The organism is Brevibacterium sp. VCM10 (assembly GCF_000583215.1).
GTDB lineage: Bacteria > Actinomycetota > Actinomycetes > Actinomycetales > Brevibacteriaceae > Brevibacterium > Brevibacterium linens.
Window position 1 is genome coordinate 41,701 of sequence record NZ_JAJB01000030.1, and the last position, 13,726, is coordinate 55,426.

Here is a 13,726-nt window from a genome sequence, read left to right on the forward strand (position 1 = left end):
ACAGAAGTGAGAGACACCTATGTTCTCCAAAGTCCTCGTGGCCAACCGCGGAGAGATCGCCGTCCGCGCTTTCCGTGCCGCCTATGAGCTCGGAGCCTCCACCGTCGCAGTCTTCCCGTATGAGGATCGCAACTCCGAACACCGGATGAAGGCCGACGAAGCCTACATGATCGGCGAGGAGGGCCACCCCGTCCGCGCGTACCTCAGTGTCGAAGAGATGCTGCGGGTGGCGAAGGAGAGCGGCGCCGACGCCATCTACCCCGGGTACGGATTCCTCTCCGAGAACCCCGATCTGGCACGTGCCTGCGCTGACGCGGGCATCACCTTCATCGGGCCCAAAGCCGATGTGCTCGAACTGGCGGGAAACAAGGTCCAGGCCCTGGCAGCCGCACGCAATGCGGGCATTCCGGTGCTCGACTCGACACGACCCTCGGCCGATATCGCGCAGCTGCTCGCCGATGCCGAATCGATGGAATACCCGCTCTTCGTCAAGGCCGTCGCAGGCGGCGGCGGCCGCGGAATGCGTCGCGTGGCTCAGGCGACCGAGCTCGAGGATGCGCTGAAGGCCGCCATGCGCGAGGCCGAAGGCGCCTTCGGCGACCCCACGGTCTTCATCGAGCAGGCCGTGCAGCGCCCCCGACACATCGAGGTCCAGGTGCTGGCCGACAACGATTCGAACGCCATCCACCTCTTCGAACGCGACTGCTCCGTGCAGCGCCGCCACCAGAAGGTCGTCGAGATCGCTCCGGCGCCGAACCTCGACCCCGAGATCGCGGCCGCCCTGCACGCCGATGCCCTGAAGTTCGCAAAGGCGCTGGGCTATCAGAACGCCGGCACCGTGGAGTTCCTCCTCGAGACCGACGGACCGCGCGCAGGCAAGCATGTGTTCATCGAGATGAACCCGCGCGTCCAGGTCGAACACACCGTGACCGAAGAGATCACCGATGTCGACATCGTCGCATCTCAGATGCGCATCGCCGCCGGAGCCGGCCTCGAAGAGATCGGCCTGCGACAAGAAGAGATGCGCATCAAGGGTGCCGCCCTCCAGTGCCGCATCACCACCGAGGATCCTGCCAACTCGTTCCGTCCCGACACCGGAACGATCACTGCCTACCGCTCGGCCGGCGGTGCCGGCGTGCGCCTCGACGGTGGAACCGTCCACGCCGGTGCCGCCGTCAGCCCCCACTTCGACTCGATGCTCGTGAAGCTCTCCTGCCGCGGCCGGGACTTCGCTCAGGCCGTCGGCCGAGCCAAGCGGGCGCTGGCGGAGTTCCGCATCCGCGGCGTGTCGTCGAACATCGGCTTCCTGCAGGCCGTTCTCGACGATCCCGCATTCGTCGCCGGCGACCTCTCCACGTCCTTCATCGAAGAGCGCCCGCAGCTCTTCGACGCACGCGTGAGCGCCGACCGCGGGTCGAAGCTGCTCGACTACCTCGCCGACGTCACCGTCAATCGGCCCCATGGCGAACCGGGGCTGCGCATCCGCCCGGGCGACAAGCTCCCGAACATCGACCTCTCGCAGGCTCCCGCCCCCGGCAGCCGCGACCGCCTCGCCGAGCTCGGTCCGGAGGGCTTCGCGCGTGCCCTGCGCGAGCAGACCGCGCTGGGCGTCACCGATACGACGTTCCGTGACGCTCACCAGTCACTGCTCGCCACCCGCGTGCGCACCCGCGATCTGCTGGCCGTGGCCTCACACGTGTCCCGGATGACGCCCGAGCTGCTGAGCATCGAGGCCTGGGGCGGTGCCACCTATGATGTGGCTCTGCGCTTCCTCGGTGAGGATCCCTGGGAACGCCTCGAGGCTCTGCGCGCCGCGGTGCCCAACATCAATCTGCAGATGCTGCTGCGCGGCCGCAACACCGTCGGCTACACCCCGTACCCGACCGAGGTCACCGACGCCTTCGTCGACGAGGCCGCTCGCACGGGCATCGACATCTTCCGCATCTTCGATGCGCTCAACGACGTCGAGCAGATGCGCCCGGCGATCGAAGCCGTGCGCGGAACGAACTCGGCGCTGGCCGAGGTGGCTCTGTGCTACACCTCGGACATCCTCGACCCGACCGAAGAGCTCTACACGCTCGACTACTACCTGCGCCTGGCCGAGCAGATCGTCGAGGCCGGAGCCCATGTTCTCGCCATCAAGGACATGGCCGGTCTGCTGCGCCCTGCTGCCACGGCCAAGCTGGTGACGGCTCTGCGGGAGAACTTCGATCTGCCCGTCCACGTCCACACCCACGACACCGCCGGCGGCCAGCTGGCCACCCTCTATGCTGCGGCCGCTGCCGGGGCCGATGCCGTCGATGCCGCTTCGGCGGCCATGGCCGGAACGACCAGCCAGCCGAGTCTCTCCGCCCTCGTCGCCGCGTTCGAGAACACCGACCGCGACACAGGCATCAGTCTCGACGCCGTCAGCGATCTCGAGCCCTACTGGGAGTCGGTGCGCAAACTCTACGCACCCTTCGAATCCGGTCTCGCCGGACCGACCGGTCGCGTCTACCGCCACGAGATCCCCGGCGGTCAGCTGTCGAACCTGCGGCAGCAGGCCGTGGCGCTCGGACTGGGGGAGCGGTTCGAAGACATCGAACACATGTACGCGGCCGCCGATTCGATCCTCGGCCACCTCGTCAAGGTCACCCCGTCGTCGAAGGTCGTCGGCGATCTGGCGCTCCATCTCGTCGGTGCCGGCGTCTCACCGGAGGAATTCGCTGAGAACCCGGACAAGTTCGATATCCCGGATTCGGTGATCGGCTTCCTCAGCGGCGACCTCGGTGACCCTCCGGGCGGATGGCCCGAGCCGTTCCGCACGAAGGCTCTCGCCGGCCGCTCCGCCAAGCCGCTCGTCGAACACCTCGAACCCGCGGATGCCCAAGCCCTGCAGTCACCGGGCCGGGAGCGGAAGGACAAGCTCAACGAGCTGCTGTTCCCCGGACCGACGAAGGAATTCCGGACGATGCGCTCGAACTACGGGGACCTGTCCGTCGTCGAGACCTCCGAATACCTCTACGGCCTCACCGGCGGCGAAGAACACGCCGTCGAACTGGCGAAGGGCAAGAACCTGCTCATCGGCGTCCAGGCCATCGGCGGAACCGACGAACGCGGAATGCGTTCGGTCATGTTCACCCTCAACGGACAGCTGCGTCCGCTGCAGGTGCGCGACCGGTCCGTCGAAAGCGAAGTCAAGACGGCGGAGAAGGCCGACCCGAACAACCGCGGTCATGTCGGCAGCCCGTTCGCCGGCGTCGTGACCATGCAGGTCCACGAGGGTGACACGGTCGCTGTCGGAGACACCATTGCCACGATCGAAGCCATGAAGATGGAAGCGACGATCACCACGCAGACGGCCGGAACCGTCTCCCGCGTGGCCATCGCTGATGTCCAGCAGCTCGAAGGCGGAGACCTCGTCGTGGTGATCGATGCCTGAACGCGAGATCCGGCTATGGGGCGACCCCGTGCTGCGCAGCAGGTGTGAGACGGTGACCGTCTTCGACGATCACGTCGAAGCCCTGGCCGCCGACCTCGTCGACACCGCACGGCCCGAGGGCCGTGCGGCCGTGGCCGCCCCGCAGATCGGGGTCGGCCTGCGGGCTTTCGGCTACGACCTCGACGGTCGCACCGGCTATGTCATCAACCCGGAGATCGTCGAGCTCGGCGGGCAGCTGCGTGACATCGAAGAAGGCTGCCTGTCCGTGCCCGGACTGTTCTTCCCCACCCCGCGCTACGAGTTCGCTCGGGTGCGCGGGGTGGATGCGCAGAATCAGCCGATCGAGATCGAGGGCACGGAGGTCTTCGCCCAGATGCTCCAGCACGAGGTGGGTCACCTCGACGGGCAGGTCTACATCCAGACTCTGCCCGGTCAGCGCCGGCGGGAAGCCATGAAGGCCATCCGCTCGGCCGACTGGTTCCTCGCGCGGATGTCCTGAGCACATCGATAAGTACACCATCGACCACAATGACCTGAGAAGGAGAAGTTCTTGAGCATTCAGCGCACAGCCGTCATCGGCAGCGGACTCATGGGAGCCGGAATCGCCGAGGTGCTGGCGAAGTCCGGTCTCGACGTCATCGTCCGTGAGATCAACGAGGAGGCATCGGCCGCCGGTCGGGCCCGCATCGAGAAGTCCCTGGCCCGCGCCGTGGACAAGGGAAAGCTCGATGCCGCTGCCCGCGACGAGACCCTCGGCCGCCTGCGGTTCACCACCGACATCGGCGATCTCGCCGACCGTCAGCTTGTCATCGAAGCAGCCAGCGAGAACGAAGACATCAAGAAGTCGATCTTCGCCGAACTCGACCAGGTCGTCACCGACCCGGAGGCCATTCTCGCGTCGAACACCTCGTCGATGCCGATCATCCGCTTCGCGCAGTCGACGGCGCGTCCCGAACGCGTACTCGGCGTCCACTTCTTCAACCCGGCACCCGTGCAGCCGCTGGTGGAGATCGTCTCCTCGGTCCTCACCGCCGACGACGTCCGTGACACCGTGACCTCGTTCGTCGCCGAGGTGCTCGGGAAGAACCCGATCCAGGCTGATGACCGCCCCGGGTTCATCGTCAATGCCCTGCTCATCCCATACCTGCTCAGCGCGGTGAGGATGCTCGAATCCGGGTTCGCGACGAAGGAGGACATCGACGCAGGCATGGTCGGCGGCTGTGCCCACCCGATGGGCCCGATCAAGCTCGCCGACCTCGTCGGTCTCGACACCTGCCTCTACGCTGCCCAGAGCATGTATGAGGAGACCGGTGATCCGGCCGCGAAACCGCCGATCCTGCTGTCGCGTATGGTCGATGCCGGTCTGCTCGGTGTGAAGTCCGGACGCGGCTTCTACGACTACTGAGCCGGCGACCATGGACCAGACAGGTCCGCCCCGAACCATTCGGTTCGGGGCGGACCTGTTTTAAGTCTGCAGGCAGCGTAGGTCTTTCAGCCGGCCAGCAGCTTCTCATAGCTGGCCAGTCGCACGCATGCCACGAGACCCTGAGCCGCGAGTTCGACCTCATCGAGTGTCGGCATCGTCGGGGCGATGCGGATAGTGTTGTTGTGCGGGTCGAGTCCGTACGGGTGAGTGGCTCCGGCCGGCGTCAGTTTCACACCCGCCTCCCCGGCGAGTTTGACCACTCGATCCGCGATGCCCTCCATCGTCGTCAGAGTGATGAAGTAGCCCCCGTCCGGAGAGGTCCACTGTGCCAGTTCATCTGATCCGAGGCCGTCTTCCAGCGCCGCAAGTACGGCGTCGAACTTCGGGGCGACGATTTCGGCATGCCTGCGCATATGCTCTTCGACCCCGGCGGGTTCGGAGAAGAACCGGACATGGCGCAGCTGGTTGATCTTGTCGGGGCCGATCGCGACCTTCCCGAGGTTCGCTCGCATCCAGTCGACCGTGGCCGGGCCGCCTGCGAAGAACGACACACCGGCACCGGCATGCGTGATCTTCGATGTCGAAGCGAAGATCCATGCTCGTTCGGGATTGCCTGCCTCGGCGCACAGAGAGAGGATGTCGAGATTGTCCGGATGGTCCTCACGCAGATGGTGCACCCCATAGGCGTTGTCCCACAGCAGAGCGAAATCGTCCGCCGCGGTCGGCATGGCCGCGAGCTCCCGTGCCCGCGCCTCGGTGATGGTGATTCCGGTCGGATTGGAATACATCGGCACCAACCACATGCCTTTGACCGCCGGGTCCTCGGCCAGACGCTGCGCCTCGGAGATGACCGGTCCCTCGTCGTCCATCGGGATGGTCAGAAGCTCGAATCCGAGGGATTCGGCCAGGGTGAAATGACGGTCGTAGCCGGGCACGGGGCACAGCAGTTTGTGCGGTCCCCGACCCCACGGGCGGTCGTCGACTGCTGTGCCGTGCATGAGTGCGAAGGTCAGGGCCTGGGCCATGAAGGTCAGCGACGCATTGCCTCCGGCCAGCAGCTGATTCGCCGGCACCTTGAGCAGCGGGGCGAAGATCTCACGCAGTTCGATGAGCCCGTCGAGCCCACCGTAGTTGCGAGCGTCGACACCACCTGGGGTGAACACGTCGTCACCGCTGACCGCGGTGAGCAGATCGGCGGCGAGGTCGAGCTGCTCGGGTGCGGGCTTGCCGCGGGTGATGTCGAGGTCGAGGCCGCGTGAGGCGAATTCCTCATAGGCAGCGGAGGCCTCATCCAGTCGGGACTGGAGATCGGACGGTGCGGACATGCTGACTCCTCAGGGCTGGGAACGGGCCGTTGACTCCATCCTATCGACTCGCTGGCTGACAACGACGCTAGAGTGGTCTGCAGCGGTCGCTAGAACGACCGACATAAGTTCGGTGAAAGGCAGGGGCAGATGGTGCGACCACGCGCGCAGGCCGCACACGGGCGCCGTTTCGGTGCTCAGGCCGGAGTCTATGACGAGGTGCGCCCCGGCTATCCGCAGACGGCTCTGGATCTGGCGCTGACCGGCTGGGACCGGAGTTGGTCCGATCTGCAGGTCTGCGACCTCGGTGCGGGCACCGGGATCCTCAGCCGTCGGCTGCTTGCCCTCGGCACCGATCTCATCGCCGTCGATCCCGACACGGCCGCGCTCGAGCGCAATCCTGCGCCCACCATGGTCGGCACGGCCGAGGCCACGGGCCTGGAAGCCGAGAGCTTCGACCTCGTCACGGTCGCACAGGCCTGGCATTGGTTCGACGAGTCGAGAGCCGCCGCCGAGGTGGCCCGCATCCTCCGTCCGGGAGGCCGACTGCTCATCCTCATCAACCAGCTCGATGTCCGTGTCGACTGGGTGCTGCGCCTGAGCCGGATCATGCACGCAGGAGACGTGTACCGGCCCCAGTACCGGCCTCAGCCCGGCAGCGGTCTGACTCTCAACGAGAACAGACTCGTCGAATTCGCCACGGAGGTCTCCGTCGATGGAATCGTCGACCTCGCTCGCACACGCTCCTATTGGCTGCGCTCGGACGAGAAGACCCGGAACAGAGTCGAATCGAATCTGCGCGAATATCTCCGTGTCGAACATCCGATCCCGGACAGGGCGGAGCTGCCGTACATGTGTCTGGCCTACCTCCTTCAGCGCCGCTGAATGCACGAAGCGGGCCCCACCCGCGTTCGGGTGGGGCCCGCGCTCACGGAGTCAGCTGCCGGCGCCGGGGGAGCGGGGTTCGTCCGCCGAGGACGATTCGACCACTTCGGGGGCGGTCTGTCCGGAAGCGTGCGAAACCGAGATCTTCCGCGGACGGGCCTCCTCGGCGACGGGGATCGTCAGTGTGAGGACGCCGTCGCTGTAGTCGGCGCGGATGCGATCCAGGGCCACCCGGTTGCCGAGCGTGAGCTGGCGGGCGTAGGTGCCGTTGGTGCGTTCTCTGGTCAGCCACTTCACGTCCTTGTCGGCGACCTCGGATTCGCGGCGGGCGCGGACCGTGAGCGTGCGGTCTTCGACGTCGACGTCGATGCTGCTCGGATCGACTCCGGGCATGTCGATGCGGGCGATGAAGACTTCGCCGTCACGGTAGAGGTCCATCGGCAGAGTGGTGGCATTCGGGGTGCGGGTGACCTCGGAGAAGAATCGGTCGAGGTCGCGGATGGGGTCGAAACGTGTAGCCATGTGCTTCCTTTCGTTCGGGTCCGACATTGAGTCAAACACACTCAACTTTGAATTGATTCCGAACTCATGAAATTCTCAGTCTGTGAGCCTGGTTCCCATACTCCTCGCCCTCCTTCCCGTCACGGTGCTCATCGCCTTCGGCCTGGTGCTGAAGAGACTGCCGGGTTTTCGGAGTCCCGAGTTCTGGTCGGGCGCGGAGAAGCTCGCGTACTACTGTCTGCTTCCGGTGCTGCTCTTCACCTCCGTCGCCGAGGTGGATGTGGCCCATGTCCCGCTCGTGCGGTTGGCGGCGGCGCTCGTCGTTCCCACCGCGGTCGTCTCCGTGGGCATCATTGTGACCCGTCGGGTCATCGCTCGTGATCTTCCCGCCTTCACCTCTGTTCTGCAGGGAGGCATCCGCTTCAACACCTATATCGGGCTGTCCTTGGCGGGCAGCCTGTTCGGCTCCGAGGGCAGCGCCGTTGCCGCGATCGTCGCAGCGATCCTCGTCCCCACGGTCAACGTCGTCTCGAGTCTCGGTTTCGAGTTCCTCCGCACCGGGCCGAGCTCGCTGTTCGCGCTGCTGAGGGCGATCGTGACGAATCCTCTCGTGCTCGGCTGCGTCGCCGGAGCTGCTGCCAACGTCAGCGGGCTGGGCCTGCCCGACGTGGCGTCCACGGTTCTCGATCCGCTGGCGTCGGCCTCGCTGCCCATCGGTCTGCTGTGCGTCGGTGCCGGCTTGCAGACATTCTCGCTGCGCTCCCATACCCGGGCCATCATCGCCTCCACGGCGATCAAGCTGCTTCTGCTGCCGGGCCTGTCGCTGGCAGCCCTGGCCCTCTTCGGCGTCCCGACGGTGCCTGCACTGGTCGGATTGGTCTTCCAGTCGATTGCGACGGCGAGCTCGGGCTACGTCATGGCGAGGCAGCTCGGGGGAGACGCGAAGCTCATGGCCGCACTCATCGCCGGACAGACCGTCATCATGCTCGTCACTCTGCCGGTCGTCCTCCTCATCGGCCAGTCGGTGCTCGGCTGAGTACGGAGTCCGGTGCCGACGTCACAGGGGCCGACAGCACAGCGGCCGACCCCGCACTGGGATCGGCCGCTGAGTACTCGATTCGAGCCCACCCTCGACTCACGCGACTCGAGATGAGCGCTGAGCCTCAAGTGGTCGGTCTGCAAATATCACTCGCCGTCGGCGGTGATATCGGGGTGGCGTGAGCCGAGTTCGGAATCGATGCGCAGGACACCGGCACCGTCGGTGCCGACACGCTCGAGGCGACCGATGATCTCCGAGATGCTCGACTCCTCCTCGACCTGCTCGTCGATGAACCAGTGGAGCAGCGGCAGCACGTCGAGGTCGGCTTCGTCCTGGGCGGTGCGGTAGAGATTGCGGATGGATTCCGAGACCTTCTCCTCGTGCGCCAGAGCGGCCTTGAAGAAGTCGATCGGCTGCGAGCCGGAGACCTTCGGAGCGGCGATATCACCGATCTGAGGGGCGAATCCGCGGTCGAGGCAGTGCTGGGTGAACTTCGCGGCGTGCACCTGCTCTTCTTCGGACTGGGCGCGCATCCAGCGCGTCATTCCGGGCAGATCCTGATCGTCGAGCTGGATGGAGAGCTGGAGGTAGACCAACGAGGCTTCGAGTTCGAGGGTGACCTGCTCGTTGAGGACCTTCTGCATAGCGGGGCTCAGGTGCATCTGTTACTCCTTTGCTGTTCGAGGCGGATCCATTCCGCCTGCTTAGAGAATATCCTGACACCTTTTCTAGAACCGTTCCAGTGTGGAAAGGCTCGGCAAACTCTGCCCAGGTTTGCCATACCTGTCCCCGTCCGTCCCGCGCTGCGCCGACTCCGGCGCGACGTTCCGCTCAGAGCTCCGGCCGCCGACGGTGGTGACCGGTCGCCGATTCGAAGGCATGAGCGACTCGGAGCAGTTCGACGTCAGCGCCCGGTTTCGCCACGATCTGCACACCCACCGGCAGGCCGGAGGCCGAGAATCCTGCCGGCACCGAGATCGCGGGGCACCCGGTCGCCGAGATCAGGCACAGGGCCCGCATCCAATCGAGGTAGTTCTCCAACTGCACACCGTTGATCTGCGTCGGATATTCGATGTCGGCATCGAACGGCAGGACCTGGCAGGTAGTGAGCACGAGGACATCGTGTCCGGCGAAGTATCGGTCGATCTCACCGTGGAGGCGGGTGCGTGCGGATTCGGCCGCAACCACCTCGGCGCCGGTGAGATCGAGGCCCATGCGGATATTCCACCTGACCGATTCCTTGATGTGCTCCGGGTGCGCTTCATACAGCCCGCCCCAGGACCCGACGAAGTCGAGGGCACGGCGCACATTGAATACCTCATCGGCGTCCGTGAGATTCGGAATCTCCGCGTCCACCTGCGCGCCGAGACCGCTGAACACCTGAGCCGTGGAGGCGACGATGTCCTTCACCTCGGCCTCGACAGGCAGCAGTCCGTCCAGGTCGGGGCTGAATCCGACCCGAAGACCGGTGAGGTCGGGGGAGTGGTCGGCGGCACGAGCGAATTCCGGGAGGTCGAAGACTCTGCCCGATTCCAGGATCGATGCCGGCGCCGAGGGGTGCGGCCCTGAGGCCACCGACATCAGTAGTGCGACATCCGAGACCGTGCGTGCCATGAACCCGCTCTGCCCAAGCCACGCATAGGGGTTGCCCGGGGCAGTGTGCGGGATGCGGCCGTTGCTCGGTCGCAACCCGACGACGTTGTTGAACGATGCGGGCGAACGCAGTGATCCGCCCATGTCCGATCCGTCCCCGGAGGCTTGGATCCCGGCCGCGAGCACCGCCCCCACTCCGCCGGAGGACCCCGATGCCGATTTCGTTCGGTCGTAGGGGTTCACCGTCGTGCCGAACACCTCGTTGAAGGTGTGCGAACCGGCGGCGAACTCGGGGACATTCGTCTTGCCCGTCGTCGTGATCCCGGCGGCTTTGAGTCGGGCGATGATGAGCGCATCCGATTCGGGAACCCGATCGGCCATGAGCGGCGATCCCCAAGTCGTGCGCATTCCCGCAGTGTCGTGAGTGTCCTTGTGCGTCATCGGCACCCCGTGCAGGGGCCCGAAGCTCTCACCGCGAGCGGTCGCTGAGTCCGCCGCCTCGGCCTGGGCGAACGCGGCCTCGTCGTCACGGGTGACGACGGCATTGAGGACGGGGTTGACTGCGTCGATGCGGTCGAGGTGGACCTGCAGTGCTTCACGGGCGGAGACCTCTTTGGCGGCGATCCGGGCGGCCAGTTCACGGGTCGACCACCACAGCATCTCCTCACTCATGCGCGGTCCTTTCCGACCTTGCTCAGCACTGCTGACAGCGCGGCTCGGATGCCCGTCTCGAGCGTGGTTTCGACATCGTCAGGAGCGAAGAACGGGGAGTGGTTGCCGGCCGGGGTCTGTCCGCCTTCGAATTTCGCAGGGGAGTAGCCGCCGAAGAACCAGTAGACGTACGGCACACCGATGTCATCTCCGAACGCTCCGACATCCTCGCTGCCGGTGGCAGGCTCGGTCAGGTGGACCTGCTCGGCACCGAGCTCGGCTCCGACGTGAGTGAGGAACGACTCGGTTTCGTCGGGGTCGTTGAAGCAGCGCGGGAACCGATACATCTCCTCGATCTCCGGTTCCGGGGCGCCGGAAGCCTGCGCCTCGGCGAGAATGATGCGGCGGACCCGGTCGAGGACGACTGCGCGGACCTCCTCTGTGAAGGTGCGGATATTGAGTTTGAACTCGGCGGAGTCCGGGATGATGTTCTCCTTGAGCCCGCCGTGGAACGTGCCGACGGTGACGACGGACATGTCGCGGCCGGAGATCTCACGGGACACGACCGACTGGAGCCGGGTGATCATATAGGCGCCGAGGACGATCGGGTCGATCGCATTCTCCGGTTGGGATCCGTGCGCCTGTTTGCCCTTGACGATCACGCGCAGGCAGTCGGACATTGCCATGGCGGTGCCGCTGCTGGCGTAGATGTGGCCGGCCGTTCCGGGCCACACATGCTGACCGAAGATGACTTCGGGGCGCACGATCTCATCCCAGAGTCCGTCGTCGAGCATGGCCCGCGCACCTTGGCCGGTCTCTTCCCCCGGCTGGAAGATCATGACGACCGTGCCCGACCACAGGTCCTTGTGTGTGACGAGGTGCTTGGCGAGGTAGAGCCCGACGGTGATGTGCGTGTCGTGGCCGCAGCCGTGCATGACCTTCGTGGTCTCCCCGTCGGGCAGAGTGCCCTCTGCAGCGGAGGCGTAGTCGAGTCCGGTGTCCTCGCTGATCGGCAGGCCGTCGATGTCGGCGCGGTAGCCGATGACGGGCCCGTCGCCGTTGTCGATCACGGCGACGACGCCGGTTCCGCCAAAGGTGCGGGTGGTCAGTCCGAGGGCGTGGAGGCGGGAGGCGATCTCGGCGGCGGTGTTCGTCTCCTGCATCGACAGCTCGGGAGTGCGGTGGAAGTGTTTGTAGTCGGCAATCGTCTGGTCGAGATCGGCGCTGATCGACGCGCGGAGAGCGGGCTTGAGCGACATGATGTCCTTTCGGCAGTGGTGTGGTGCCATCTTGGCAGGAATTCTCGAATGCGGGGGTCAGTCTCGGAGACTGAGCGACAGGGGCATGGTGTCGTCAGTTGATGCCGACGGTATCGGTGCCGTCGCCGCCCGACCTCTTGTCCGTGACCGATTTGTTGCGGGTGAACCAGGTGATGAGGATGGTCAGGAACACGACGATCGCGACGTCGCCGGGCGCGAGCACGGGAACCAGTCGGACGAGGACGAGGATGACCAGAGCCGCCATACCGAGGGCGATGAGCGTCGACTTGAGCTGCTTGAGGGACGCGATGAGCTGGACGGTGACACCGCCGAGGATGGCCGGGAGGATGTAGAGCTTCGCGACGAGGGTGGCCGACTCGGGGATGAGGGTGACGAGCCACGTGCCGAGGATGCCGACGAAGATGACCATCGAGGTGACGTGGATGATCGCCGCCCCGCAGATGGCCATCGTCGCCGCATATTCGCCCTTGCGGGTGCCGGGCTTCGCCCCGATCGCGTCCTGAGCGACGATGGCCGAGGGCAGCAGCTTGTTCGAGACGTTGCCGATCATGAAGGCCTGGTACATTCCGGCGGGTCCGAGGATCGGGAAGTAGGTGAGAGGTTCGACGATGTAGAAGACGCCGTAGACGCCGAACACGGCGAGGAACCCCGTGAGGATCTCACCGAGGTCGATGTTCGCGTCTGCGACGAAGATCAGATAGAACGGCACCGAGGTGGCGATGAGGAATCCGATGAACAGCGTGATCGAGCCCCACCGGCTGGTGGTGCGCTCGAACGCCGCGTGCGAGGGTGATGTGATGATCGATGACATATTCTCTCCTCAGGCTTCGGGCAGTCCGAGCCCGGCATAGTGGGCGAAATACGCGGCGACGAGGCCGATGAGCAGGGAGAATCCCAGTCCCCATTCCTTCAGCCAGTTCTGTTTGAGTGTCTTGGCCAGCAGCAGGCAGATGCTCATCACGACTGCCGAGACGATGACGGCGATGACGTGCGCCGGCGATTTCGGCAGCTCACGGAAGGTCAGGGCCGCGAAGGCCGCGAGCAGTGCCGCGCCCGGGATGATCGACATGAGTGCCGGATTGACCTTCTCGAGTTTGTGGGAGCTGCGCTTGAAGATCGGGGTGAGGATGAGAGTGGAGATCATCCAGCCGGCTCCCGAGAGGCTCATCGCCATGAGAGCCACGATGAAGACCCCGCGGGTGAAGGTCTCATCACCGAGGTTGGCGCCCATGGTGCCTGCAGCCAGCGACGCAGAGGCCACCTCGGTGGCGGCGGAGCCGATGAGCCCGACCCTGACGATGACCGGGGGAGTGCCGAAGAGCGGCAGCAGGGCGATGGCGACGAGGACCACCGACAGTGACGGTCCGATTGCGGCGACACCACCGGCGCGGAAGGCCGACCTGACCTCCTGTTGGCTCATTCCCGCCGACTCGGCGTTCTTCTTCACGGCGGTCATGTAGATGAGCGATTGGACGACGACGACAGCCATCACCGCCAACGCGAGTATCCAGAGAATCGGTGCATTTGCGAGGCCGATGTAGTCGGCCGAACCGCTGGCCACTGTCATGGTCAGCTCCTCACTTCATTGTCGAGCAGCAGGGGCCCGAGTGGCAGGTCACATTGGTA

12 protein-coding genes are annotated in these 13,726 nt (G+C 65.5%); 5 read left to right on the plus strand and 7 right to left on the minus strand.

Annotated elements, in window-relative coordinates:
• Positions 1-19: 19 nt before the first annotated feature.
• From AD89_RS0109325 to AD89_RS0109335, 3 genes are read left to right on the plus strand one after another with little or no spacing between them, the layout of a single operon-like run.
• Positions 20-3,421, plus strand: a complete 3,402-nt coding sequence (locus AD89_RS0109325; protein WP_025778333.1) for a pyruvate carboxylase — start codon at positions 20-22, stop codon at positions 3,419-3,421.
• Complete coding sequence (locus tag AD89_RS0109330) at positions 3,414-3,920, plus strand: peptide deformylase (protein WP_025778334.1); 507 nt, start codon at positions 3,414-3,416, stop codon at positions 3,918-3,920. The genes AD89_RS0109325 and AD89_RS0109330 overlap by 8 nt, the downstream gene beginning before the upstream one ends.
• A 51-nt stretch (positions 3,921-3,971) precedes the next feature.
• A complete protein-coding gene (locus AD89_RS0109335) occupies positions 3,972-4,826 on the plus strand; it encodes a 3-hydroxybutyryl-CoA dehydrogenase (protein WP_025778335.1) in 855 nt (284 codons plus the stop codon).
• A gap of 86 nt (positions 4,827-4,912) precedes the next feature.
• Here AD89_RS0109335 and AD89_RS0109340 read toward each other — a convergent pair whose 3' ends face one another.
• Positions 4,913-6,172, minus strand: a complete 1,260-nt coding sequence (locus tag AD89_RS0109340; RefSeq protein ID WP_025778336.1) for an aminotransferase class I/II-fold pyridoxal phosphate-dependent enzyme — start codon at positions 6,170-6,172, stop codon at positions 4,913-4,915.
• A gap of 129 nt (positions 6,173-6,301) precedes the next feature.
• Between AD89_RS0109340 and AD89_RS0109345 the strand changes: the two genes are divergently transcribed.
• Positions 6,302-7,036: a class I SAM-dependent methyltransferase gene (locus AD89_RS0109345; RefSeq protein ID WP_025778337.1), complete on the plus strand. Its 735-nt coding sequence runs from the start codon at positions 6,302-6,304 to the stop codon at positions 7,034-7,036.
• Positions 7,037-7,087: 51 nt separating this feature from the next.
• Here AD89_RS0109345 and AD89_RS0109350 read toward each other — a convergent pair whose 3' ends face one another.
• Positions 7,088-7,558 (minus strand): Hsp20/alpha crystallin family protein, encoded by a 471-nt coding sequence (locus tag AD89_RS0109350; RefSeq protein ID WP_025778338.1) that lies wholly within the window; start codon positions 7,556-7,558, stop codon positions 7,088-7,090.
• Positions 7,559-7,640: 82 nt separating this feature from the next.
• On the opposite strand from AD89_RS0109350, the gene AD89_RS0109355 reads away from it, so the two are divergent.
• Positions 7,641-8,573, plus strand: a complete 933-nt coding sequence (locus AD89_RS0109355) for an AEC family transporter (protein WP_025778339.1) — start codon at positions 7,641-7,643, stop codon at positions 8,571-8,573.
• A 149-nt stretch (positions 8,574-8,722) separates the two neighbouring features.
• On the opposite strand, the gene AD89_RS0109360 is transcribed toward AD89_RS0109355, so the two are convergent.
• From AD89_RS0109360 to AD89_RS0109380, 5 genes are all read right to left on the minus strand, one after another.
• Entirely contained in the window at positions 8,723-9,238 is a 516-nt protein-coding gene (locus tag AD89_RS0109360) for a ferritin (RefSeq protein ID WP_025778340.1), read from the minus strand.
• Between the two features lie 169 nt (positions 9,239-9,407).
• Entirely contained in the window at positions 9,408-10,841 is a 1,434-nt protein-coding gene (locus AD89_RS0109365) for an amidase (protein WP_025778341.1), read from the minus strand.
• Positions 10,838-12,079, minus strand: a complete 1,242-nt coding sequence (locus AD89_RS0109370; RefSeq protein ID WP_025778342.1) for an amidohydrolase — start codon at positions 12,077-12,079, stop codon at positions 10,838-10,840. The genes AD89_RS0109365 and AD89_RS0109370 overlap by 4 nt, the downstream gene beginning before the upstream one ends.
• Positions 12,080-12,173: 94 nt before the next feature.
• A complete protein-coding gene (locus AD89_RS0109375; RefSeq protein WP_025778343.1) occupies positions 12,174-12,911 on the minus strand; it encodes a hypothetical protein in 738 nt (245 codons plus the stop codon).
• Positions 12,912-12,920: 9 nt separating this feature from the next.
• The gene (locus AD89_RS0109380) at positions 12,921-13,667 is read right to left on the minus strand and encodes a DUF5058 family protein (protein ID WP_025778344.1); all 747 of its coding nucleotides are present in this window, start codon (positions 13,665-13,667) and stop codon (positions 12,921-12,923) included.
• Between the last annotated feature and the right edge of the window lie 59 nt (positions 13,668-13,726).

What these genes read in the sequence shown, in the direction of transcription:
- AD89_RS0109345 (WP_025778337.1), top strand. Translation starts at nt 6,302, where the DNA reads ATGGTGCGACCACGCGCGCAGGCCGCACACGGGCGCCGTTTCGGTGCT.
- AD89_RS0109360 (WP_025778340.1), bottom strand. Translation starts at nt 9,238, where the DNA reads ATGCACCTGAGCCCCGCTATGCAGAAGGTCCTCAACGAGCAGGTCACC.
- AD89_RS0109370 (WP_025778342.1), bottom strand. Translation starts at nt 12,079, where the DNA reads ATGTCGCTCAAGCCCGCTCTCCGCGCGTCGATCAGCGCCGATCTCGAC.
- AD89_RS0109365 (WP_025778341.1), bottom strand. Translation starts at nt 10,841, where the DNA reads ATGAGTGAGGAGATGCTGTGGTGGTCGACCCGTGAACTGGCCGCCCGG.
- AD89_RS0109375 (WP_025778343.1), bottom strand. Translation starts at nt 12,911, where the DNA reads ATGTCATCGATCATCACATCACCCTCGCACGCGGCGTTCGAGCGCACC.
- AD89_RS0109325 (WP_025778333.1), top strand. Translation starts at nt 20, where the DNA reads ATGTTCTCCAAAGTCCTCGTGGCCAACCGCGGAGAGATCGCCGTCCGC.
- AD89_RS0109380 (WP_025778344.1), bottom strand. Translation starts at nt 13,667, where the DNA reads ATGACAGTGGCCAGCGGTTCGGCCGACTACATCGGCCTCGCAAATGCA.
- AD89_RS0109340 (WP_025778336.1), bottom strand. Translation starts at nt 6,172, where the DNA reads ATGTCCGCACCGTCCGATCTCCAGTCCCGACTGGATGAGGCCTCCGCT.
- AD89_RS0109350 (WP_025778338.1), bottom strand. Translation starts at nt 7,558, where the DNA reads ATGGCTACACGTTTCGACCCCATCCGCGACCTCGACCGATTCTTCTCC.
- AD89_RS0109330 (WP_025778334.1), top strand. Translation starts at nt 3,414, where the DNA reads ATGCCTGAACGCGAGATCCGGCTATGGGGCGACCCCGTGCTGCGCAGC.